This window comes from Pedobacter sp. UBA4863 (genome assembly GCF_002399615.1).
Taxonomy (GTDB): Bacteria; Bacteroidota; Bacteroidia; order Sphingobacteriales; family Sphingobacteriaceae; genus Pedobacter.
This window is the reverse complement of record NZ_DHDZ01000002.1, coordinates 39,770-62,973: the sequence shown is the minus strand read 5'-3', so window position 1 is coordinate 62,973 and position 23,204 is coordinate 39,770. Positions and strand designations below refer to the sequence as shown.

At 38.9% G+C, this 23,204-nt stretch carries 18 protein-coding genes; all 18 read left to right on the top strand.

What is annotated here, in order from left to right; genetic code table 11:
• Positions 1-959: 959 nt before the first annotated feature.
• The 18 genes from B3I52_RS00380 to B3I52_RS00295 all read left to right on the top strand — a co-directional run bounded on the left by B3I52_RS00380 (position 960) and on the right by B3I52_RS00295 (position 23,181).
• Complete coding sequence (locus B3I52_RS00380; RefSeq protein ID WP_293297218.1) at positions 960-2,087, top strand: MraY family glycosyltransferase; 1,128 nt, start codon at positions 960-962, stop codon at positions 2,085-2,087.
• A 134-nt stretch (positions 2,088-2,221) separates the two neighbouring features.
• Positions 2,222-3,235, top strand: a complete 1,014-nt coding sequence (gene gap, locus B3I52_RS00375) for a type I glyceraldehyde-3-phosphate dehydrogenase (protein ID WP_293297215.1) — start codon at positions 2,222-2,224, stop codon at positions 3,233-3,235.
• Positions 3,236-3,302: 67 nt separating this feature from the next.
• Positions 3,303-3,737 carry a GNAT family N-acetyltransferase gene (locus B3I52_RS00370; protein WP_293297212.1) on the top strand — a complete coding sequence of 145 codons (435 nt, stop codon included), beginning with the start codon at positions 3,303-3,305 and terminating at the stop codon, positions 3,735-3,737.
• 62 nt (positions 3,738-3,799) lie between these two features.
• Complete coding sequence (locus tag B3I52_RS00365) at positions 3,800-4,990, top strand: phosphoglycerate kinase (RefSeq protein WP_293297209.1); 1,191 nt, start codon at positions 3,800-3,802, stop codon at positions 4,988-4,990.
• Positions 4,991-5,252: 262 nt separating this feature from the next.
• Positions 5,253-5,723 (top strand): division/cell wall cluster transcriptional repressor MraZ, encoded by a 471-nt coding sequence (gene mraZ, locus B3I52_RS00360; protein ID WP_293297207.1) that lies wholly within the window; start codon positions 5,253-5,255, stop codon positions 5,721-5,723.
• Positions 5,713-6,624, top strand: a complete 912-nt coding sequence (gene rsmH / locus B3I52_RS00355; RefSeq protein WP_293297221.1) for a 16S rRNA (cytosine(1402)-N(4))-methyltransferase RsmH — start codon at positions 5,713-5,715, stop codon at positions 6,622-6,624. Before mraZ ends, rsmH begins: the two co-directional genes overlap by 11 nt.
• A gap of 2 nt (positions 6,625-6,626) precedes the next feature.
• Positions 6,627-7,052 carry an FtsL-like putative cell division protein gene (locus B3I52_RS00350; protein WP_293297204.1) on the top strand — a complete coding sequence of 142 codons (426 nt, stop codon included), beginning with the start codon at positions 6,627-6,629 and terminating at the stop codon, positions 7,050-7,052.
• Positions 7,052-9,154 carry a penicillin-binding protein gene (locus tag B3I52_RS00345; RefSeq protein WP_293297201.1) on the top strand — a complete coding sequence of 701 codons (2,103 nt, stop codon included), beginning with the start codon at positions 7,052-7,054 and terminating at the stop codon, positions 9,152-9,154. The genes B3I52_RS00350 and B3I52_RS00345 overlap by 1 nt, the downstream gene beginning before the upstream one ends.
• An 85-nt stretch (positions 9,155-9,239) precedes the next feature.
• Positions 9,240-10,697: a UDP-N-acetylmuramoyl-L-alanyl-D-glutamate--2,6-diaminopimelate ligase gene (locus B3I52_RS00340; RefSeq protein ID WP_293297199.1), complete on the top strand. Its 1,458-nt coding sequence runs from the start codon at positions 9,240-9,242 to the stop codon at positions 10,695-10,697.
• The gene (mraY, locus tag B3I52_RS00335; protein WP_293297196.1) at positions 10,697-11,959 is read left to right on the top strand and encodes a phospho-N-acetylmuramoyl-pentapeptide-transferase; all 1,263 of its coding nucleotides are present in this window, start codon (positions 10,697-10,699) and stop codon (positions 11,957-11,959) included. The genes B3I52_RS00340 and mraY overlap by 1 nt, the downstream gene beginning before the upstream one ends.
• A gap of 126 nt (positions 11,960-12,085) precedes the next feature.
• Positions 12,086-13,477: a UDP-N-acetylmuramoyl-L-alanine--D-glutamate ligase gene (murD, locus tag B3I52_RS00330; protein ID WP_293297194.1), complete on the top strand. Its 1,392-nt coding sequence runs from the start codon at positions 12,086-12,088 to the stop codon at positions 13,475-13,477.
• Between the two features lie 85 nt (positions 13,478-13,562).
• Entirely contained in the window at positions 13,563-14,744 is a 1,182-nt protein-coding gene (locus B3I52_RS00325; RefSeq protein ID WP_293297192.1) for an FtsW/RodA/SpoVE family cell cycle protein, read from the top strand.
• Between the two features lie 106 nt (positions 14,745-14,850).
• Positions 14,851-15,954 (top strand): undecaprenyldiphospho-muramoylpentapeptide beta-N-acetylglucosaminyltransferase, encoded by a 1,104-nt coding sequence (gene murG / locus B3I52_RS00320; protein ID WP_293297189.1) that lies wholly within the window; start codon positions 14,851-14,853, stop codon positions 15,952-15,954.
• Between the two features lie 63 nt (positions 15,955-16,017).
• Positions 16,018-17,370, top strand: a complete 1,353-nt coding sequence (gene murC, locus B3I52_RS00315; RefSeq protein WP_293297186.1) for a UDP-N-acetylmuramate--L-alanine ligase — start codon at positions 16,018-16,020, stop codon at positions 17,368-17,370.
• Positions 17,363-18,457, top strand: coding sequence for a cell division protein FtsQ (locus B3I52_RS00310; protein ID WP_293297183.1), 1,095 nt, complete (start codon positions 17,363-17,365; stop codon positions 18,455-18,457). The genes murC and B3I52_RS00310 overlap by 8 nt, the downstream gene beginning before the upstream one ends.
• Positions 18,458-18,487: 30 nt before the next feature.
• Complete coding sequence (gene ftsA, locus B3I52_RS00305) at positions 18,488-19,843, top strand: cell division protein FtsA (RefSeq protein ID WP_293297180.1); 1,356 nt, start codon at positions 18,488-18,490, stop codon at positions 19,841-19,843.
• A 129-nt stretch (positions 19,844-19,972) separates the two neighbouring features.
• The gene (ftsZ, locus tag B3I52_RS00300; RefSeq protein ID WP_293297177.1) at positions 19,973-21,652 is read left to right on the top strand and encodes a cell division protein FtsZ; all 1,680 of its coding nucleotides are present in this window, start codon (positions 19,973-19,975) and stop codon (positions 21,650-21,652) included.
• A gap of 284 nt (positions 21,653-21,936) precedes the next feature.
• Positions 21,937-23,181: an aminotransferase class I/II-fold pyridoxal phosphate-dependent enzyme gene (locus B3I52_RS00295; RefSeq protein ID WP_293297174.1), complete on the top strand. Its 1,245-nt coding sequence runs from the start codon at positions 21,937-21,939 to the stop codon at positions 23,179-23,181.
• The last annotated feature ends 23 nt before the right edge of the window (positions 23,182-23,204 follow it).

The window sequence follows — 23,204 nt, the reverse complement described above, 5'->3', positions numbered from 1 at the left end:
CCAAAGGGGTACACATGGTGTTTAATTATGCGATTTGAATATCCCCTCTCGGAGCTATCGTGTGGACACATCTCACTCCTCACCCTTAAATCCCTTCCGAAAATCGGAATAAACTCTCCAAAGGGAGGCACATGATGCTTAAGCATTTTGCATATCCCCCTCTCGGAGGGGGCAGGGGGAGGAAAATAACATTTCTCAATATTTGTGTCCACACGATAGCTCTCGGAGGGGCAGGGGGAGGATTTTAATTAATAACATAAAAAGATCAACATCAGTTGTTTATATTAATGCTGATAATGCACTACGGGTTTAAAAATATAAAATTTTATATATCAACCTGAGATCATTAAGTATGCTAAAACTGGTCCAGAATTAACCTCGGGAGACGGAGTGCAAATTTAGCCTCACCCTGATCTTGAAATAGCTGCGAAGCAAATTCATTTCAGGGTGTGTTAGCTAGATGTTAAGCCACATGATTTACAGTAGTTGCACGATAGCTACACACTGGCTATCCACTAGTTGAACAGACTTGAGCGGACTTGAACAGACTTGAAGGGAGTTTAACAGAGTTGTAGGGAGTTTCAAATAAGAATAATTATATTTGATATTCAGCTAGTTATGTAAAGCAAATGTAAATGTTTTTACCATGAGAAACAAGATTTCGGCCAAATCTTACGGTTTATCGGCTAGTTCGAAACTTGCAGGCGTTTATTCGGAAAATACCTCGGGGTTGTTTATTTATAAAGCAAAGTGAGTTTTGGAATACAAGTTTAGCCTTGCAATGTTGGTCCAAATAGGCAGAGGGGTACTGAAAATCGACCAAAAAGCACCCCAACGCTTAGTATTATTATACCCATAAATAGGTATTTGAAACCTCCACAATAGTTCCTTTTTTTGAAAAGTGCAACTAAGTTGGATAATAATTAATACTTTTGAATACCAAACATTGATAAAAAGGCATGCCTGAACAACTATTTGTCGAATACCCCTTGGTGTTCTATATTGCTATTGTTTGCCTAGCTTTTGTGCTAGTAAGGTTTGCTATACCCTCTATTATCCATGTGGCAAATAAGCATAATTTATTCGATTCATCAGATTTGCACCGCAAAACGCATCAAGACCATATCTCTAGGCTCGGCGGCATAGGGCTTTTCTGTGGTTTTACCATTACCGTATTACTCTTTGCAAATACAATATATTATCAAGAAGCAAACTTTTTAATAGCATCCAGTATTTTATTGTTTGCCTTAGGCTTAAAAGACGATATTTATGGAGTAAGCCCCAGTACAAAACTTGCTTTGCAAATATTGGTTGCACTAATTTTGGTAGGCCTTGGCGATTTTAAGTTGTCCAGTCTATACGGTGTATTTAATATTTGGGATGTACCTCCCGTAGCAGGTGCGGTTTTTTCTATAGCACTAATAATTTTTATTAATAACGCATTTAATTTGATTGATGGCGTAGATGGTTTGGCAGGGTCGGTAGGAGCTTTGGTAAGCTTATGTTTTGGAGTAATGTTTGCCTTAGGTAACGATGTTGCCTATGCCTTTATTTCGTTTGCTCTGCTAGGGGCAATACTTGGCTTTTTAGTGTTCAATTATCCGCCTGCAAAGATATTTATGGGCGACACAGGCTCCTTAATTATAGGTTTGGTTTCTGCTGTGTTGGCCATTAAATTCATCGAAATTAATAAAGTAGGCCTCCCAGGTGGGCCAACTTTTAGTTCTGCTCCGGCTATTGCGGTAGCGGTACTCATTGTTCCAATATTCGATTCATTGCGTATTTTCTTTATTAGGGTAATTAACAGAAAATCCCCTTTTCATGGAGATAGGAACCATATCCACCATCGCTTGTTGCGTTTGGGCTTAAATGCAAAGCAGATTATTTTGGTAGCAATTGTTTTTAATGCCAGCATCATTGCACTTACCATATGGTTAAGCCATCTCGGTAATTTTGTGTTGATATTTCTTCAGATTGGTATTTGTATGGTTTTTAATACCGTACTTACTTACATCAAGGGGAAAAAACAAACAAAATCATATTCCATTAAAGATGTGTTTTTGAAAGACACTTTAAAAGTTTCTTAAATTCCTTTTTAAACGGAGTAACAGTTCTTTTTCTTAAAATAAAATGCCTTGATCATGGAAAACCCTTGCTTAATTTAGGCTTAGTTTCTTTAGATATTGCTAGCTTTGCCTTGTCACCTCAAACAATTAGCAAAATGAAAATAGCTATTAACGGCTTTGGCCGTATCGGCAGAATTTTTTTACGAACAGCATTACAGCGAAATTTTGAAATAGTTGCCATTAATGATTTAACCACGCCCGCAACTTTGGCACACCTATTTAAGTACGATTCGGTTCACGGAGGCTATAAAGGAGAGGTTGTTGCCGACGGACAAGCGTTGGTAATAGATGGCAAACGAATTGAAGTTTTATCAAATGCACAACCCCATCAGCTGCCTTGGAAAGCGTTAGGAGTGCAACTGGTAGTAGAGTGTACAGGAAAGTTTGCCAATAAAGAAGGTGCAGAAAAGCACTTGTCTGCCGGTGCGCATCAAGTACTTATCTCTGCTCCGGCACCAGATAAAGAAATTCCAATGGTGGTGATGGGCGTAAACGATGCTCAGGTAGATTTCTCTTCCCCAATTTTATCTAATGCTTCGTGCACTACAAATAACGTGGCGCCAATGGTGAAAATATTAGACGATAATTGGGGCATAATAGATGGCTATATTACCACGGTGCACTCTATGACTGGCGACCAAAACCTACACGACTCGCCGCACCATGATTTACGTAGAGCCAGGGCAGCCTCTTCATCTATTATCCCCACCACAACCGGAGCGGCTAAAGCCATTACCCATATTTTTCCGCACTTAGAGGGTAAGCTTGGCGGGGCAGGCATTAGGGTGCCAGTATTAAATGGTTCGCTCACAGATTTTACTTGCAACCTTAAAAAGAAAACTACCATAGCAGAAATTAATGAAGCATTTAAAGCTGCCGCTAGTAACAAGTTACATGGAATTGTACAATATACCGAAGACCCAATTGTATCTATTGATGTCATCAATAATCCCTATTCTTGTGTTTTCGATGCGCAATTAACCTCTGTTGTAGGCGATTTGGTGAAGGTAGTGGGCTGGTACGATAATGAATCAGGTTATTCAAATAGATTGGCAGATGTAGTGGAGAAGATTCGGTTTTCAAATAATCAATCCTCAAACAATCAATAATTAAAGACGATATAAGATAGGTCAGCGATAATAGGTAATGAACCAATGAACTAATAAAGCCATTAAAATGATAAAATTTGTGCCGTTAGAAGTAGTATTGCCATTAAGAAGTAAAATGCTCCGAAATGGAGCACCTTTAAACGCATGTGTTTTTCCAACGGATGAAATACAAGGAGTGTTTCATTTAGCATGCTATCCTAATGAAAATGAAATTGCTACGGTGGCTACTTTCTTCCCCCAAAACATAGAAGGTAGGGGCGGACAGGGCTACCAGCTTCGCGGTATGGCAACAGATACAACTTTTTTTGGAAAGGGCTGCGGAGCTATGCTGATAAAATATGCGGTAAACTATATAAAAGAAGCAAAAGCTGAGTATATTTGGTGCAATGCACGCACATCAGCAATAGACTTTTATAAGAAACAAGGTTTTAAAATTGTTTCCGAAGAATTTGAAATTCCAGGTGTTGGCCCACATTATAACATGATTTTAAACCTAATATAGAACTATCCCAATTTCACACCGGGATAGCTTCATCAAATTGAAAATAAGAAATACAGATTAAAATGAAGACAGTAGATCAATTCGATTTTAAAGAAAAGAAAGCTATCGTAAGAGTAGATTTTAATGTTCCTTTAGATGCCGATTTCAACATTACCGATGATAAAAGAATGCGTGCAGCATTGCCAACCATCAAAAAAATCCTGAAAGATGGTGGTTCAGTAATTTTAATGTCGCACTTAGGGCGCCCAAAAGATGGTCCAACCGATAAATATTCGTTAAAACATATTGTAGCAGACTTATCTCGTATGCTTAGTCTTACGGTAAAATTTGCCGACGATTGCATAGGTGAAGATGCTATTCACAAAGCAGATAATCTATATCCTGGTGATGTTTTGTTGCTAGAAAACCTACGTTTCTATAAAGAAGAAGAAAAGGGCGATGTGGCCTTTGCGGAGAAGCTGTCTAAATTGGGCAATGTTTATGTGAATGACGCTTTCGGTACCGCTCACAGAGCGCATGCTTCAACTTCCATTATCGCTCAGTTTTTTCCAGAAAACAAATATTTCGGTTATTTAATGGCCGAAGAAATTAAAAATGCGGAAAAGGTAATTAACGGCGCTGAAAGACCTTTTACTGCCATTATGGGTGGTGCTAAAGTATCTGATAAGATTTTGTTAATCGAAAACCTGTTAGAAAAGGTAGATAACTTAATTATAGGCGGTGGTATGGCTTATACCTTTGCAAAAGCACAAGGTGGCGAAATAGGAACCTCTTTGTTAGAAGCAGACAGGATGCCGTTGTGTTTAGAGCTATTAGAAAAAGCGAAGGCAAAAGGCGTAAACCTAATATTGCCAGTAGATACCGTAATTGCTGATAAATTCGATAACGAGGCCAGCAAAGACCAAGTAGCTAGCGGGCACATTCCGGCAGATTGGATGGGCCTGGATATTGGCACTAAAACAATAGAGTTGTTTAGTGCTGTCATTAAAAATTCGAAAACTTTGCTTTGGAATGGTCCTATGGGTGTTTTCGAGATGGAAAACTTTCAACAAGGAACTAAAGCCGTGGCAGAAGCCGTGGTAGAAGCCACTAAAAACGGTGCTTTCTCTTTAATTGGTGGCGGCGATTCGGCTGCGGCCATTGCCAAATTCGGTTTAGAAGATGAAGTGAGCTACGTGTCAACTGGCGGCGGTGCTTTATTAGAATATATGGAAGGTAAAGAACTACCAGGTGTAGCGGCTATCCAAAAGTAAAAACCGTATTGGTAAGGTAAATGTAGTTTAATCTTGCCTTTTTATTCTTGAATTAATAAAGGTTAACTCCTTGTAAATAAGCGTCCCGATGCATTGCGTCGGGACGCTTTCTTTTTTTACCACCACAAAAAATGCCTTAATACTATCTAAAAGTGGGTTAAAGTGTAGAAAATGTGTGTTGAAAACTTTTTTGTGGTAAAAAGTGGTAAAAAGTGGTAGAAGTAAGTAATTTTACACTACTTAAAAAGTGTAGCTACTTATAATGAACCAACTGATAGGAGAATTTGATTGCAAAATGGATGCGAAAGGGCGCTTGATGGTGCCTGTTTTGCTGAAAAAGCAATTGCTTGATGTAGAGCGAGATGGGTTGGTAGTGAATAGGGGTTTTGAGAAGAATTTAGTGATCTACCCTAAAAAAGTTTGGGACGAAACGGTGGCTGAGTTAAGTAAGTTGAATATGTTCGAGAAAAAGAATCGTGAGTTTGTGAGAGCGTTTCAGCGTGGCGCAATGCCTTTAGCTTTAGATGCTGCGGGTCGTGTGTTGTTGCCTAAGTCGTTGGTAGAGTACGCTGGTATAGAAGCTGAATTGGTTTTGGCTTGCCAGTTAGATAAGATTGAGGTGTGGGATAAAAAGGTTTACGACGGTCTTTTTGATGATGTTCCAGAAAATTTTGCGGCATTAGCTGAAGAGGTGATGGGTGGAAAAAATAAAGGAGGTGCTGATGGAGAGTAATTATCATGTGCCTGTTTTGTTGCAAGAGTGTATCGATGGTTTGGCTATTAAGCCAAATGGGGTGTATGTAGATGTAACCTTTGGTGGTGGTGGGCATTCTCGTGAAATATTAAAACACTTGGGTGCTGATGGTATTTTGATTGCTTTTGATCAAGATCCGGATGCACAAAGAAATAAAATAGACGATCCTCGTTTCCGTTTTGTGGATCAGAACTTTGGGTATTTGAAAAATTACCTTCGTTTGTTGGGTGTTAAGCAGGTAGATGGTATTTTGGCTGATTTGGGTGTTTCTTCGCATCAGTTTAATGAGCCAGAAAGAGGTTTTTCTACTCGCTTTGAGGCAGATTTAGATATGCGCATGGATCAGCAGAGGGCTTTAACGGCTGCGGTAGTGCTGAATACCTATGCCGAAGAAGATTTGCATAAAATATTTGGTTTGTATGGCGAGGTGCAAAATGCAAAATCTTTGGCTAGAACTATTGTAACGGCTCGCTTAGATGAGCCTATCCGTACGTTGTCGGGTTTTAAAAATATTATTGCAGCTCATATTCCTCGTGGGAAAGAGCATAAGTATATGGCGCAGGTTTTTCAGGCTTTGCGTATCGAGGTAAATGCCGAAATCGAAGTGTTAGAGCGTTTTTTGGAGCAAGCTGCCGAGGTGCTTAAGCCCGGGGGGCGTTTGGTAGTAATTTCTTACCATTCTTTAGAAGATAGACCAGTGAAAAACTTCTTGGCTAAAGGAAAGTTTAAGGGCGAGGTAGAAAAGGATTTTTTTGGTAACGATCAAAAGCCTTTTAGTGTAATTACTAGAAAAGCAATAGTGGCTGGTTCGGATGAGTTGGCTCGTAATAGCAGGTCTCGTAGTGCGAAGTTAAGAATTGGAGAACGTTTGGCGCAGTAGCTATGAGTAACAGGTTTAAAGAAAAGATAGAAGAGGAGTTGGCTGAAGAAGAAGATCAGTTGCCGGAAGAACCGAATGCTGAAGAAAAGGAGCCGAAAAAAAAGGAAGGAAGTGTAAGTGCCTTCTTTAGGAAATTGTTTGTAGAGGGGGCGGTTTCAAAAGAGGCGGCGACAGATATGCTGCCTTACCTTATCTTTTTATGCGTGTTGGGTATGGTGTATATAGCAAATAGCCACATGGCGGTAAAGCGCATAAGAGATATAGATAGATTAAGTAAAGAAGTGAAGGAGTTGAGTTGGGAGTATAAGTCGTTAAAGGCTGATTTGATGTTTAAGAGTAAAATGACCGAGGTGGCGAAAAAAGTAGATACCCTTGGTTTAGAAGAATTGATAGAGCCGCCAAAAAAAATAATAGTACCAGTTAAATAATGAATATTAGAGCAAACATATTGTTGAGAGTGTATTTGGCCTTTGGGCTAATTGTGCTTTTTGCGCTTGCCGTGTTTGTTCGCTTGTGCGATGTGCAATTTAGGCAAGGCCATAAGTGGGTGGCCATGGCCGATAGCCTTTCTATTAGGGAGTTTGATGTGGAAGCTACTCGTGGAAACATCTATTCTATTGACGGTAGTTTGTTGGCTACTTCGGTGCCAGAGTATGAGCTAAGGATGGATATGTTTGCTGGCGGTATTCAGGATGATAAGGTTTTTAACAGTAAAGTAGATTCGTTAGCGATGAAATTGGCTAGCTTCTTTGGAGATAAGAGTGCCAAAGAGTATTCTCGTTATTTAAGGAAAGCAAGGCAAGATACAGCTCGTTATGTACTGATAAAGCGTAAAGTTTCTTATCAGGATTTAAAACTTGTTAGAACTTTTCCGTTGTACAATATAGGTAAGCATTCTGGCGGATTGATGGCTATCCAAAAAAACAAGCGCATTTTGCCTTTTAAAGCTTTGGCCGCTAGAACTATCGGGTATAAAAACGAAAACGTAAAAAATGGTGTGGGCTTAGAGGGTGCTTACGGTAGCTACATCAACGGAGAAACAGGAAAGCAATTAAGGCAACGTATTAGTGGCGGGGTTTGGGTTCCTGTAAATAGCGATGCTGAGGTGGCGCCAAAAGATGGGGCCGATATTATTTCGACCATAGATATCAATATGCAAGACCTGGCACAAAGTGCCTTAGAAAAGCAATTGATTAAGAGCAATGCGCACCACGGTGCTGTTATTGTGATGGAAGTGGCAACTGGCGAAATAAGGGCTGTGGCTAATTTTACTAAAGTAGAAGAAGGGGTTTACAAAGAGCAGTTTAACTATGCTATTGCAGGTAATCAAGATCCGGGCTCTACGTTTAAGCTTGCTTCTTATATGGCATTGTTAGAAGATAAGAAAGTGGATACAAATACCATGGTTAGGACTGGTTGGTATCAAATTCCTGGTAAAAAAATTACCGATTCGCACCCTAAAGACGAAATGGTAACAGTTAAAAGGGCTTTTGAAGAATCGTCTAACGCTGCCATTGCCAAAATGATTAACGATAACTATGGCTCCGACCCAATGAAGTTTACAAATCATTTGTACGCTTGGGGTTTAGATAAGAAAATGGGGCTTCAAATACCTGGGGAGTCTCAACCTGTGGTCAAAAATATAGAGGCAAACAAAAGTTGGAATAAAAACATGACTTTGCCACAAATGGCCTATGGCTATGAAATGCAGATGACTCCTTTGAACATGTTGGTACTGTATAATGGGGTGGCCAACGGAGGAAAATTAATAGCGCCAATATTTGTAAAAGAAATTAGGAGGTTGGGTAATCCGGTAGAGCAATTTAAAGCGAGGGTAATTAACGATAAAATGTGTTCTGATGAGACTTTAACTAAGGTTAAGGCGATGTTAGAAGGCGTAGTAACCAATGGTAGCGGTAAACAAATTGTTTACAATCCTTTATATAAAATTGCGGGTAAAACTGGTACTGCGCAAGTGGCAGATGCAAATTTGGGTTACAAGGCTAAAAAGCAATATCAGGCTTCTTTTGTGGGGTATTTCCCGGCAGATAAACCTAAATATTCGATGATTGTGGTGATCAATGATCCTAAGGGCGCTTACTATGGTGCGTTAGTGTCTGGTCCGGTATTTAGAGAGGTGGCAGATCGTATTTATGCTAGTGATGTAAATATGTACAACAAGGTAGAAGAGCATTTTGCCGGAAATACCGTAGCTCCAGAAGCAAAGGCAGGCCACAGTAAGGCTACCAAGAAAGTGTACAACGCCTTCGGTATCAAAGCGCTTTACGCAGCTAAGTCAGATTATTTTAACTCAATAGATACCAATAACGGCGTGGCTTACGAAGAAAATACGCCGGTAAAAGGAGTGATGCCAAATGTAAACGGTATGGGGTTAAAAGATGCGATGTACTTATTGGGTAATGCAGGTTTAAAGGCCCGTGTTAAAGGAAGTGGAAAAGTAATCAATCAATCTATACAACCTGGAAGCAGAATAGGCAAGGGATTGGTAGTAGATATAACGTTACAGTAATTAATGTGATGATTAGCAAATGTAATGAGTGATAATGATAGGCATTGTCGAATTAGCTAATTATACAATAATCAAATTATAAAGAATGAACTTACAAGATTTACTTTACGGAGTTTCAATTAAAAGTGTAAAAGGCATGCCTCAGGCTGAGGTGCTTGCTTTAGCTTTCGATTCTCGTTTGGTAAAATCTGGCACTTTGTTCTTTGCTATTCGCGGTACTGTGGTAGATGGCCATCAGTTCATTAGCCAAACCATTGCTGCGGGCGCAAGTGTTATCGTTTGCGAGGAACTGCCTGTGCAACTAGATGAACAAGTAACCTATGTAGAAGTAATAAATTCTGCCGAAGCTTTAGCGGTAATTGCTTGTAATTTTTATGGTAATCCATCGGCAGATTTAAAATTGGTAGGCGTTACCGGAACCAATGGAAAAACCACCATTGCAACACTGCTTTTTCAGTTGTTTAGAGGTTTAAACTACGGAACAGGCTTAATTTCTACGGTTCAAAATCAAATTAATGCCGATATAGTGCCAGCTACGCACACTACGCCAAACCCAATTGCTTTAAATGAGCTATTGCGTAAAATGGTAAACCAAGGCTGCGAGTATTGCTTTATGGAAGTAAGTTCTCACGCCGTTGCGCAGCATCGTATTGCTGGGTTAACATTTGCGGGGGGCGTGTTTTCTAACATTACCCACGATCATTTAGATTTTCATAAAACTTTCGATAATTATATCAAGGCTAAAAAGAGCTTTTTTGATATGCTGCCTAAATCGGCTTTTGCCCTAACCAACACCGATGATAAAAACGGTATGGTAATGTTGCAAAATACCAAGGCCTATAAAAAGACCTATGCTTTGAAACAAATGGCAGATTTTAAAGCAAAAATTATCGAAAATAAATTTAGCGGCCTGCATTTAGAAGTTGACCAAACCGATGTTTATTTTAAAATGGTTGGTTCTTTTAATGCTTATAATTTATTGGCAGCTTATGCTACTGCGGTTTTATTAGAGCAAGATAGTTTGAAAGTGTTAACTACGCTTAGTGCTTTGTCTGGTGCCGAAGGAAGGTTCGATTATATGGTGTCTAAGTCTGGTATTGTGGGTATTGTGGATTATGCACACACGCCCGATGCGGTACAAAATGTATTGAGCACTATTGCCAACATTAGAAAAGGGACTGAGCAAGTGATTACCGTAATTGGTTGCGGTGGCGACAGAGATAAGACCAAGCGCCCAATAATGGCAAAAGTCGCTTGCGATTGGAGTGATAAGGTAATCTTAACTTCCGATAATCCACGTACAGAAGATCCGCAAACCATTATTAAAGACATGGAAGCTGGTGTTTCGCCAACTAATCAGCGCAAGGCCATTAGTATTTTAGACAGAAGAGAAGCCATCAAAACGGCTTGCCATATAGCGCAACCTGGCGATATTATTCTTGTTGCCGGTAAAGGCCACGAAAAATACCAAGAAATTAATGGGGTAAGACATCATTTTGATGATAAGGAAGTAATTAACGAACAATTAAACCAAATTAGCTAATGTTGTATTTATTATTCGAATGGCTACATAAGAACTACGATTTTCCTGGCTTAAGGTTGTTCCAATACCTTACTTTCAGGTCGTCATTGTCTATCATTCTATCGCTCATTATTACCACGGTTTATGGACGTAGAATTATTGATTACCTGCACAGCAAACAAGTTGGAGAAACGGTACGTAACCTGGGTTTAGAAGGCCAAATGCAAAAACAAGGTACACCAACTATGGGTGGTATCATGATTATCATGGGTATTTTAATACCAACGTTGCTTTTTGCCAATATTACCAATATCTATGTGATTTTAATGATTGTAACCACTTTGTGGATGGGTGCAATTGGCTTTTTAGATGATTATATCAAAGTTTTTAGAAAAAACAAAGAAGGTTTAGCAGGGAAGTTTAAAGTAGTTGGACAGGTAGGACTGGCAATTATTGTAGGTTGTACCATGTATTTTCATCCAAGTATTGTAGTGCGCCAAACGGTAGATGATAGCGTAAAGGTAGATACCGCTAAAATGCAAAATGCTGCGCCTATGGTATTGCGTCAAAAGGGCGAAACTTACTACTATACGCAAGATGTAAAATCAACTAAAACCAATATTCCTTTTTATAAAAACAACGAATTTGATTACGCTAAAGTAGTTAAGTTTTTAGGCGAAGGATATGAGAAATATGCGTTTGCAGTGTTTCTGTTGTTTGTAATTATTATCGTAACGGCAGTTTCTAATGGGGCAAACCTTACCGATGGTATAGATGGTTTGGCTACGGGTACTTCGGCCGTTATTGGGGTTACCATGGCTATTTTTGCCTATGTTTCTGGTAATACCATCATGGCCGATTATCTCAACATTATGTACATTCCAAACAGTGGCGAGCTAATTATTTTTGCTGCGGCATTTATTGGAGCCTGTATTGGTTTCTTATGGTATAACTCTTACCCAGCTCAAATTTTTATGGGCGATACGGGTAGTTTAACCATTGGAGGTATCATTGCCGTTTTCTTAATCATGACTAGAAAGGAATTGTTAATTCCTATTATATGCGGGGTGTTTTTGGTAGAGGTTTTATCTGTGAGTTTGCAGGTAACCTACTTTAAGTACACCAAAAAGCGTTTTGGCGAGGGCAGAAGAATTTTCTTGATGTCGCCATTGCACCACCACTACCAAAAGAAAGGTTATCACGAAGCAAAAATTGTAACCCGTTTCTGGATTGTAGGAATATTACTAGCGGTAATTGCATTTGTAACCTTGAAATTGAGATAAAAGATTAAAGAATAAGGAATAAAGATTAAGACGCTTAATTAAAATGAACTAAGGTGATTTAGGAGGTAAAATAAAGAGATTTAAATCTAAACAACTAAAAAACTAATACCCAAAAAACTAAAAAAGATGAACTCAAATAATAACATATCAGCAAATAACACTAAGCCAACAATGGCTGGGGCTGCTCGTGTAGTTATTTTGGGTGCAGGCGAAAGTGGTGTGGGAGCTGCTAAATTGGCCCAAAAGCAAGGTTTCGATGTTTTTGTGTCTGATTTTGGCAGCATCATCGAAGCTTATAAAGCCGAGCTGCAAAGCATGAATATTCCTTTCGAGGAAAACCAACATACCGAAGCTTTGATTTTAAATGCAACGGAAGTGGTGAAAAGCCCAGGTATTTCACCAAAAGTGCCAATAATAATGGCTTTGGTGGCAAAAGGCATTCCTGTAATCTCGGAAATTGAATTTGCAAAACGATACACCAGTGCAAAAACCATCTGTATTACAGGCTCAAACGGAAAATCTACCACAAGCACGCTTACTTATCATATCCTTAAAAATGCGGGATTAAATGTAGGCTTGGCAGGAAATATAGGGCACAGTTTTGCCGCACAAGTGGCAGATCAAGAATTTGATTGGTACGTGCTAGAAATATCAAGCTTTATGCTAGATGATATGTACAAGTTTAAGGCAGACATTGCCGTGTTGCTAAACATTACGCCCGATCATTTAGATAGGTACGATTACAATATTGCCAATTACGCAGCTTCAAAAATGCGTATTGTGCAAAATCAAACCTCGGCAGACACTTTTGTGTACTGTGCAGACGATGAAGAAACAAAAAAAGTTTTAGAGACGATAAATATACAAGCCAAAACTTACCCTTTTTCTATTCTTAAAGAAGTAGAGCAAGGTGCTTTTTTAGCCCAGAATAACCTACATATCAACATTAATTTAAACAACAAATTAACCATGTCAATTTCAGAGTTAGCTTTACAAGGTAAGCACAACATTTACAACTCAATGGCCTCGGGCATCGTAGCAAAAGTACTAGAGCTGCGTAACGAAACTATCCGCGAAAGCATGGGTAATTTCAAAAACATTGACCATAGATTAGAGTTTGTAGCCAAAATTAATGAAGTAACCTATATCAACGATTCGAAAGCTACCAATGTAAATTCGGTTTGGTACGCTTTAGAAAGCATAAATACCGATGTGGTTTTAATTATGGGTGGTGTAGATAAAGGCAACGATTATACCATGTTGAAAGACTTGGTGCGTGCTAAAGTAAAAGCCATTATATGCTTGGGTAAAGACAATAAACGCATACACGAAGCTTTTGAAGATGATGTGGAAGTGATTGTAAATACTTTTTCTGCAGAAGAAGCGGTTCAAGTGGCTTATCACCTAGCTAAAAAAGCAAGTACAGTATTGTTGTCGCCAGCATGCGCAAGTTTCGATTTGTTTAAAAATTATGAAGACCGCGGCAACCAATTTAAGGCTGCGGTAAAAGAATTATAGTAAAAGTAAAAGCCAAAAGACATTTAGCTTAGCGAATAAAAAATCGATGAAATCAGATAATCTGTGTAATCAAGAAAGGTAAAAAATGTTTAACATCAATGCACTTTTAGAACGTACCAAAGGCGATCGCTGGATATGGATTATCATTATCCTACTTTCGATGGTTTCTATTATGGCAGTATATAGCGCTACCGGAGCCATTGCCTATAAAAAAGGAATTACGGTAGAAAAGTACCTGCTGTACAAGCACGTTATTTTTGTAATGTTAGGTATTGGCATGATTTACATTGCGCATTTGCTAGATTATAAGTATTATGCCGGTATTTCTAAAATATTAATGATTATAACGGTGCCTTTGTTGTTATATACTTTGGTCTTCGGACAAACATTAAATGATGCTTCTCGTTGGGTAAAAATTCCGGTGATTAACCTCACCTTTCAAACTTCAGATTTGGCTAAATTGGCTCTAATTACCTTTTTGGCAAGAATGCTTACCCGTAAGCAAGAAAATATTAAAGATGTAAAAAGTGCTTTTATTCCAATAATGGGGTCGGTGTGCATGGTGTTTATTTTAATTGCATTAGCCAATCTTTCTACGGCGCTAATGCTTTTTGGAGTAAGTATTTTGCTGCTTATTATTGGCCGTATTAGTATTAAGCAGATATTAACAGTTTGTGCAGGTGGTTTTGTATTGCTGCTTTTCGTAGTGTTCTTGGGGCCCAGAAGAGAAACTTACAAATCGCGTATCAATTCGTTTATGCACCCAGAGTTACAACACTCTGATAAAACCTACCAGTCTGATCATGCTAAAATAGCTTTGGCTACCGGAGGTTTGTTGGGCAAGGGGCCTGGCAATAGTACCGAAAGAAACTTTTTACCGCATCCATATTCCGATTTTATTTTTGCCATTATTATTGAGGAATATGGAACGGTAGGCGGGTTTGCTATTATCGTTTTGTATTTGGTGCTGCTCTATCGGTGTGTACGTATTGTAACCCGAAGTCCCAAGGCATTTGGGGCATTGTTGGCGGCGGGCTTAAGTTTTAGCTTAACCATACAAGCCTTTGCCAATATGGCGGTGGCCGTAGGTTTAGGGCCTGTAACGGGGGTGCCTTTGCCTTTGGTAAGCATGGGGGGTACCTCTATGATATTTACCAGTATCGCCTTTGGTATTATTCTTAGTGTAAGTCGCGATGTAGAAGAAAACGAAGGTAAAATGAAGAAGGAAGATAAAGTAGTGGTTGGAAGTATTCCGGCAATGGGGTAGAAGAATTAGCTAATGTGATGATTAGCTAATAATAGAAGATAATAAAATTAAAGACAATGAAAGGAATTGGCTAATTAGCTAATCAACCAGTTATCAAATTAAACACATGAATAATTTCCCAAAAATTATCATATCTGGCGGTGGCACAGGCGGGCATATTTTTCCCGCCGTTGCTATTGCTAATGCCTTAAAAGCAATTTCGCCACAATGCGAAATCTTGTTTGTTGGGGCAGAAGGTCGCATGGAAATGGAGAAAGTTCCTGCTGCCGGGTATAAAATTGTGGGACTAAATATAAGTGGTATTCAAAGAGGTTCAATTTTAAAAAACCTTGGTTTGCCTTTTAAGGTAATAGGCAGTGTGCGCAAAGCGATGAAAATCATTTCCGATTTTAGGCCCGATGCGGTAGTAGGCGTTGGAGGTTATGCTTCTGGTCCTTTGCTTTATGCAGCTTCGCTTAAAAAAATACCTTATTTAATACAAGAGCAAAATTCTTATGCAGGCATTACCAATAAACTATTGGGTAAAAATGCCGCGAAGATATGTGTAGCTTTCGATGGTATGGAAGCCTTTTTCCCAATCAATAGAATTTTGAAAACTGGAAATCCAGTCCGTAAGAATATTGTAAATGTTGAAGGTCGCCGCCATGCAGGAGCAGAGTTGCTAAAGCTCGATCCTTTAAAGAAAACCATTTTAGTTACGGGTGGAAGCCTAGGTGCGGGAACTTTAAACAAGAGCATTGAAAAACATTTAGCAGAGCTTATTGCACAAGATGTGCAGGTGATTTGGCAAACAGGAAAGTTCTATTACAAAGGAATTGTAGAAAGGTTAGGTTTAGATTATCATCCTAACGTACGAATTCTGGAGTTTTTAAATCAGATGGACCTGGCGTATGCTGCCGCTGATGTAATTATTTCTAGAGCAGGGGCCGGAACCATTGCAGAACTTTGTTTAATTCAAAAACCGGTCATTTTGGTGCCTTCACCAAATGTTGCAGAAGACCACCAAACTAAAAATGCCTTGGCCTTGGTAAAAGAAAATGCAGCAATACTAATTGTAGATTCTGCAGCCGAAGATACTTTGGTAGCCCAAGCTTTGAGTTTGTTGAATGATAAAGAAAAATCAGCAAAGCTGAGCGAAAATATAGGGAAAATGGCTTTTTCGGATGCCGATGAGGTGATAGCGAGAGAAGTATTGAAATTAATTAAGTAAAAAGTAAAAAGTTTTGGTAGTAGCCTAAAAAACTAAACAACCAAAAACCAACCAACTAAAACAATGGAACTGTTGAACATTAAAAGAGTTTATTTTGTAGGGATAGGAGGCATAGGCATGAGTGCACTTGCTCGCTATTTTGCAAAACGTGGCTGCGTAGTTTGCGGTTATGATAAAACTCGTACAGCTTTGACGGCCCAATTGCAGCAAGAAGGTATCCTGATTTCTTTTTTAGATGAGGAAGATACTATTCCTGTTGCTTTTAGAGAAAAATATGAGGACACATTAGTTGTTTATACGCCAGCTATCCCTAAAAATTCTCATATCCTTAATTTTTTCCAAAGCAAAGGTTTCGATTTAAAGAAACGTTCGCAGGTACTAGGTATTATTAGCGAAGGCATGTATTGTGTGGCTGTGGCAGGTACACATGGCAAAACCACTACTTCTTCAATAATTGCGCATATTTTAACCGACACCGGTTTTGGCTGTACGGCTTTTTTGGGTGGTATTACTACCAATTATAACAGCAATGTGCTTTACAGTAAAAACAATGTAGTAGTGGTAGAGGCCGATGAATACGATCGTTCTTTTTTAACGCTACACCCTGATGTGGCGGTAATAACCTCAATGGATGCTGATCATTTGGATATTTATGGCGACGAAAGTCATTTGCACGAATCCTTCAATTTATTTGCTGATCAATTAAAAGAAAATGGGCGTTTATTTGTGAAAGATGGTTTGCCAGTTGCTGGAATTACCTATAGTGCAGCGGGCACATCTGCTATCAATGCTAAAAATATAAGAGTAGAAGATGGCTGCTTTGTTTTCGATTTTGAAGACGGCTACACCCCTATTAAAGACTTAAAATTGGCCATGCCGGGCAAGCATAATGTAGAAAACGCTACAGCGGCTATTGGCACGGCATTAAGTTTGGGTATTCATCCAAAAAGCATTAAAAAAGCAATTGCAAGTTTCAAAGGTGTAAAACGTAGGTTCGAAACTATCGTTAAAACCAATAAACATATTTATATAGATGATTATGCACATCATCCAGAAGAATTAAAAGCTTGTTTTGATGCTGTTAGGCAGTTGTATCCAGAGAAAAAACTAACGGTAATATTTCAGCCGCACCTGTTTACGCGTACTCGTGATTTTGCTGATGATTTTGCGAAAGTGTTAAGCACCGCTGACGATTTGATCTTATTGGAGATTTATCCGGCAAGAGAGTTGCCTCTCGAAGGTATTACGTCTCAAATGCTGTTAGATAAAATTACTTGTGAGAATAAACAAGTTTGTGGAAAAGAAAATGTAATAGAGATAATAAAAAATAAAAAACCTGCGCTAATTTTGACGGTTGGCGCTGGCGATATTGATACGCTCATAGAGCCATTAAAAAACACGTTAACCCATGCTTAAAAGAATAAACTGGAAAGCGATTTTTAAAGGGTTTGCCTGGTTAACATGCTTGGCAGGTGTGGTGGTATTGATGAGTTTTATCGACACAAAAAAACAATCGGTAAAATGCACAAAAATTGAGATATTGATTCCGGGAGCGGACAATTTTATTGAAATAGAGGAAATAGATGCCATTCTTAAACAAAATCAAGGCGATTTAATTGGCAGAAACTTAGAAGGCATCAACCTGCACGATATGGAAAAAAGCATTGCAGCTAATCCATACATTGGTTTTGTAAAAGTTTATGCAGACATGAACGGGACTGTGTTTGTAGAGGTGAAACAACGCCAACCTATATTGAGAGTTTTAAATGCAGGTGGGCAAGATTATTATGTAGATAGCGAAGGTCTAAAAATGCCGGTTTCATCAAATTTTACGGCAAATGTTTTGGTAGCTACAGGGAATATTTTAGAAGGTTTTAATGGCAGAGTAGATACTTTAATGACCGCAACAGTAAAAGATTTATACAAAACGGCAATGTTTGTAAAGAAAGACACCTTGTGGGATGCGCAGATAGAACAACTGAATGTTAACGAAAAGAGCGATATAGAAATGATACCAAGAGTAGGCAACCAGCGTATCATATTAGGTAATGCAAAGGATATAGAAGCTAAAATGGGCAATTTGTTAGCTTTCTACAAGCAAGCAATGCCAAAAGTGGGATGGAATGCTTATCGTTCTATTAACTTAAAATATACCAATCAAATTGTTTGCGAGAAAAGAGACTCGTTAGCGATAAAGAAACTTCAAAAACCAGTAGTGCCAGATTCGACATTAAAACAACGCGAAGTGATAAATGCGGCGGTGCAATCGGCCATACAAAATGAAATTAAGAAAGCCACAACTGAAGGAACGACGGTCACTAAAAAGGAAGAGAAAGCCACAGTGACACCCGCTAAAACAGAAGCTAATAAAGCAGCTAAAAATGAAGCTTCGAAGCGTGTAGAAAATAAAGAACAAGTAAAGAAAACAACAGTAAAGGCAGAAATGCCTTCGCAGAAAACAGCTGTGGCTAAAGAAAAAACGGTAACAAAAAGTAATAGATAATATCAAACTCAACAATAAATAATAATGGTCATGGGCAAAGAAAAAACTACCATTCAATCTCCAATCGTAGTAGGACTAGATATCGGTACTACTAAAATCTGCGTAATTGTGGGGCGCAGAACAAATCACGGCAAAATTGAGGTTTTAGGCATTGGTAAAGCCGAATCTGCTGGCGTTACACGTGGCGTGGTTTCTAATATTCAGAAAACGGTACAAGGTATTAATGCGGCGGTAGAGGTGGCTAGTACACAATCGAACGTAGAAATACGCGTGGTAAATGTAGGTATTGCCGGCCAGCACATTAAGAGTTTGCAACACCGTGGTATTTTAACACGCAGGGAGTTGAATAGCGAAATCGGTAAAAAAGATATCGATAAGTTAATAGACGATATGTTTAAATTGGTAATGCCTCCTGGCGAAGAAATTATTCATGTGTTGCCACAAGAATTTACCATAGATAATGAACCAGGCATTAAAGATCCGGTAGGAATGGCTGGCGTGCGCTTAGAAGCTAACTTTCATATCATTTCTGGCCAGGTAACTGCCGTTAAAAATATTATGCGCTGCGTAACCAATGCAGGTTTGCAAACCCAAGAACTAATCTTAGAGCCCTTGGCTTCTTCCGAATCGGTGTTGAGCGACGAAGAAAAAGAAGCTGGCGTTTGCTTGGTTGATATTGGTGGTGGTACAACCGATGTGGCAATTTTCCACGAGGGTATTATCCGTCATACTGCGGTTATTCCGTTTGGTGGTAACAGCGTAACCGAAGACATTAGAGAAGGCTGTTCGGTAATGCGTAACCAAGCAGAATTGTTAAAAACCCGTTTTGGTTCTGCCCTGGCCGAAGAGAACAAAGAAAACGAAATTATCTGTGTTCCGGGTTTACGTGGCCGCGAGCCAAAAGAGATTTCCGTAAAAAACCTTGCCTACATTATCCAGGCCCGTATGGAAGAAATTGTAGAGCACGTTTATTATGAAATTAAGTCCTCGGGATACGAAAAGCGCCTAATTGGTGGAGTGGTTATTACTGGTGGAGGTGCTTTGTTAAAACACTTAAACCAACTTGTAGAGTATGTAACAGGTTTAGATTGCCGAGTAGGCTATCCTAATGAGCACTTGTCTAAGTACGAAGAAATGCCTAAAAATATCTACGAAGACCTAAAGAGCCCAATGTATGCTACTTCTGTAGGTTTGCTAATTAAAGGCATTCAAAAAGCAGAAGATTTGTTAGAAGAAATGAAGCAGCCAGGTACATTTGTAGAGAAGCCAAAGGAAATAAAAGAGAAAACTAAAAAACGAGGATTGTTTGATACCTTATTAGGAAAAGTGGGTGATTTCGTTAAAGACGACATGAACGTTAGCGACGAAGATTACATTAAGCCGTAATATTTTTCCACAAATCAGGATTTTTCCACATTATTAACGCTTGTGGAAAACGACTGTTAAAAAAGTGTTAATATTACAAAAGGAATGAACGGCCTAAAATAGAATTTTAAACTACTGATTCATAACAATATGAAGTTCGAAATGTTAAAAGATAAATCTTCAATTATCAAAGTAATTGGTGTTGGAGGTGGTGGAGGTAATGCGGTAAACCACATGTACCGTCAAGGAATTACTGGGGTTGACTTTATAATTTGTAATACTGATGCGCAGGCATTGGAGTTTAGCCCAATTCCCAACAAGGTACAATTAGGGGCAAGCCTAACCGAAGGAATGGGAGCTGGCTCTATTCCAGAAGTTGGTAAAAATTCTGCGATAGAGAACATAGAAGATATCAAAACTATGTTGGGCCCTCAAACCAAAATGCTTTTCATTACAGCGGGTATGGGTGGTGGTACTGGTACGGGTGCTAGTCCAATTATTGCCAAGGCAGCTAAAGAACTTGATATATTAACGGTAGCAATTATTACTACGCCTTTTTCTTTCGAAGGAAAACGACGTAAAATGCAAGCCGACGACGGTTTAGAGGAACTTAAAAAATATGTAGATTCTTATTTGATTATCTCTAACGATAGGTTGCGTGAAATTTTTGGAAATCTAACTTTAGGGTCGGCATTTGCACAAGCAGACGATATTTTAACCACCGCGGCCAAAGGTATTGCCGAAATTATTACAGTTCCAGGCTATATCAACGTGGATTTTAAAGATGTACGTACCGTGATGAAAGAAAGCGGTGTGTGCATTATGGGTAGCGATGCAGCCGAAGGCGAAAATCGTGCTTTGGCAGCAGTAGAAGGTGCATTGGCTTCGCCTTTGTTAAAAGATAACGAAATTGAAGGTGCAAGATATATTCTTTTAAATATCAGTTCTGGTGTAAAAGAAGTAACCATGGACGAGGTTTCTATCATTACCGATTATATCCAAGATAAGGCCGGCCTAAGTGCCGATTTAATTTGGGGTAACTGTATAGATGAAAATCTTGGAGATAAAATTTCGGTAACTATTATTGCTACTGGTTTTCAAACTAAAGAACAAAGAGATAAAGACAAAGAAAACGTTAAGAAAATATCTTTATTAACGCCAGAAGAGGCACCTTTGGTAAAACCTGTAGAGCCTGTTAACTCATTCATCACTCCAAAAGAAACAGCGGTAATTAATGAGCCTGTTTTGAAAGTGCAAACAGAGGAAGCAAAACAACCAGATTTATTTGGCGATTTGTTTAACGTGGCTAAACCTACTCCTGTTGCCGTAACTCCAACTCCAGAAGAAAATGGTGCTGTATTTCATCAGTTAATAGAAGAAGAAAACATTGCCGAAGAGCCAACCCTAGTAGAAGAAGCTGGTTTTGAATTTGAAGTAAAAGTGGCAGAAACTGAATTTGTTTTTGAAACGCCAATTGCTGCCGTACAAGAAGAAATAATTGAAGAAACACCAGTAATGGCAATGCCAGAGGCAAAACCACTAGAGTCATTTGGTGCAGATCAAGATAAAACAGACGAATCGATAGAAGAGCAGTTGAGGAAATCGAAAGAGAGAATCTTAAGATTGAAAGACCTTAGCATGAAATTAAGAACTACAAATGGATTGCAAGAGCTAGAAAATGTACCTGCATACCAACGTAAGCAAATGCAATTGCAACAAATCCAACATTCTTCAGAGTCGCAAGTTTCTAGATTTACATTAACTAACGACGAAGATGGTGAAACCGGAATTAGACCTAATAACTCATTTTTGCATGATAATGTGGATTAATGGTAGCAAATAATCATCAGAAAGCCTTGGCAATTTAATTTGTCGAGGCTTTCTTGCTCTAGGCTATTCTTGCGAATGCCATGAAACGAGGTAGAGAATTGAAGCTCAACAACGTTATACTTTGAAATATTAGCTATTATACTGGTTGGTCTAAAAGCGCTCTGCATTACAGCGATGTGGATAGACGGCTTATTAGGGCGGGGTTGTCAAATAGTGATTTTAACCTTAAATTTGCGCTCAGAATTTACGCAATACAATAACATTTACATATTAAATATAATACATTGGATATTTTTGATAAAGTAGCGAAACGCATGGGGCCTCTTGGTCAACACCAAAAATGGTCGCATGGGTATTTTTCTTTTCCAAAATTAGAGGGAGAGATTGCGCCTCGCATGAAATTTAGAGGTAAAGAACTTTTGGTATGGAGCTTAAACAATTATTTGGGTTTGGCTAACCATCCAGAAGTAAGAAAAGCAGATGAACAAGGTGCTGCCGAATTTGGCATGGCTTACCCAATGGGTGCCCGTATGATGTCGGGCAACTCTAAATATCACGAACAATTAGAGCAAGACCTAGCTTCATTTGTAGGTAAAGACGATTCATTCCTTTTAAACTTCGGTTATCAAGGTATGGTGTCTATCATCGATGCGTTGTTAGATAGAAATGATGTAGTTGTTTACGATGGCGAGTCGCATGCCTGTATTTTAGACGGTTTGCGTTTACACATGGGGAAACGTTTTGTGTATAAGCACAATAATGTTGAAGATGCTCGTAAACAACTGCAAAGGGCTACCAAGTTGGTTGAAAAAACCGGTGGTGGTATTTTGGTAATTACCGAAGGTGTTTTTGGGATGTCGGGTGCGCAAGGAAAATTAAAAGAGCTGATTGAACTTAAAAAAGAATTTAATTTCCGTTTGCTAATAGATGATGCACATGGTTTCGGTACCATGGGGCCAACTGGCGCAGGTACGCACGAAGCCCAAAACTGTATCGATGGTGTAGATGTGTATTTTGCCACTTTTGCTAAATCTATGGCTGGTATAGGTGCATTTGTGGCCTCTACAAAACAACTCACAGATTATTTTAGGTACAACATGCGCTCGCAAACATTTGCTAAAGCATTGCCTATGCCAATGGTAATTGGTTTAATGAAACGTTTAGAGTTGCTTAAAAACAATCCAGAACTACGAGAAAAACTTTGGGCTATAGCTACGGCATTACAAACTGGTTTACGTGAACGTGGTTTTGATATTGGTATAACAGACACGGTGGTAACACCAGTTTTCTTTAAAGGCGATTTGGCAGAAGCTACTGCATTAACGCATGATTTACGCCAGAATTACGGAGTTTTCTGTTCTATTGTAATGTATCCGGTTATTCCTAAAGGGATGATTGAGTTACGTTTAATCCCTACTGCTGTACATACTTTACAAGATGTTGAGCTTACTTTAAGTGCATTTAGTGAAGTTGCCGAGAAATTAAAAACAGGCTACTATCAACAGCATTTGTTCCCAACAGGAGAATAAAGATTTTAGATGGCAAAATACCT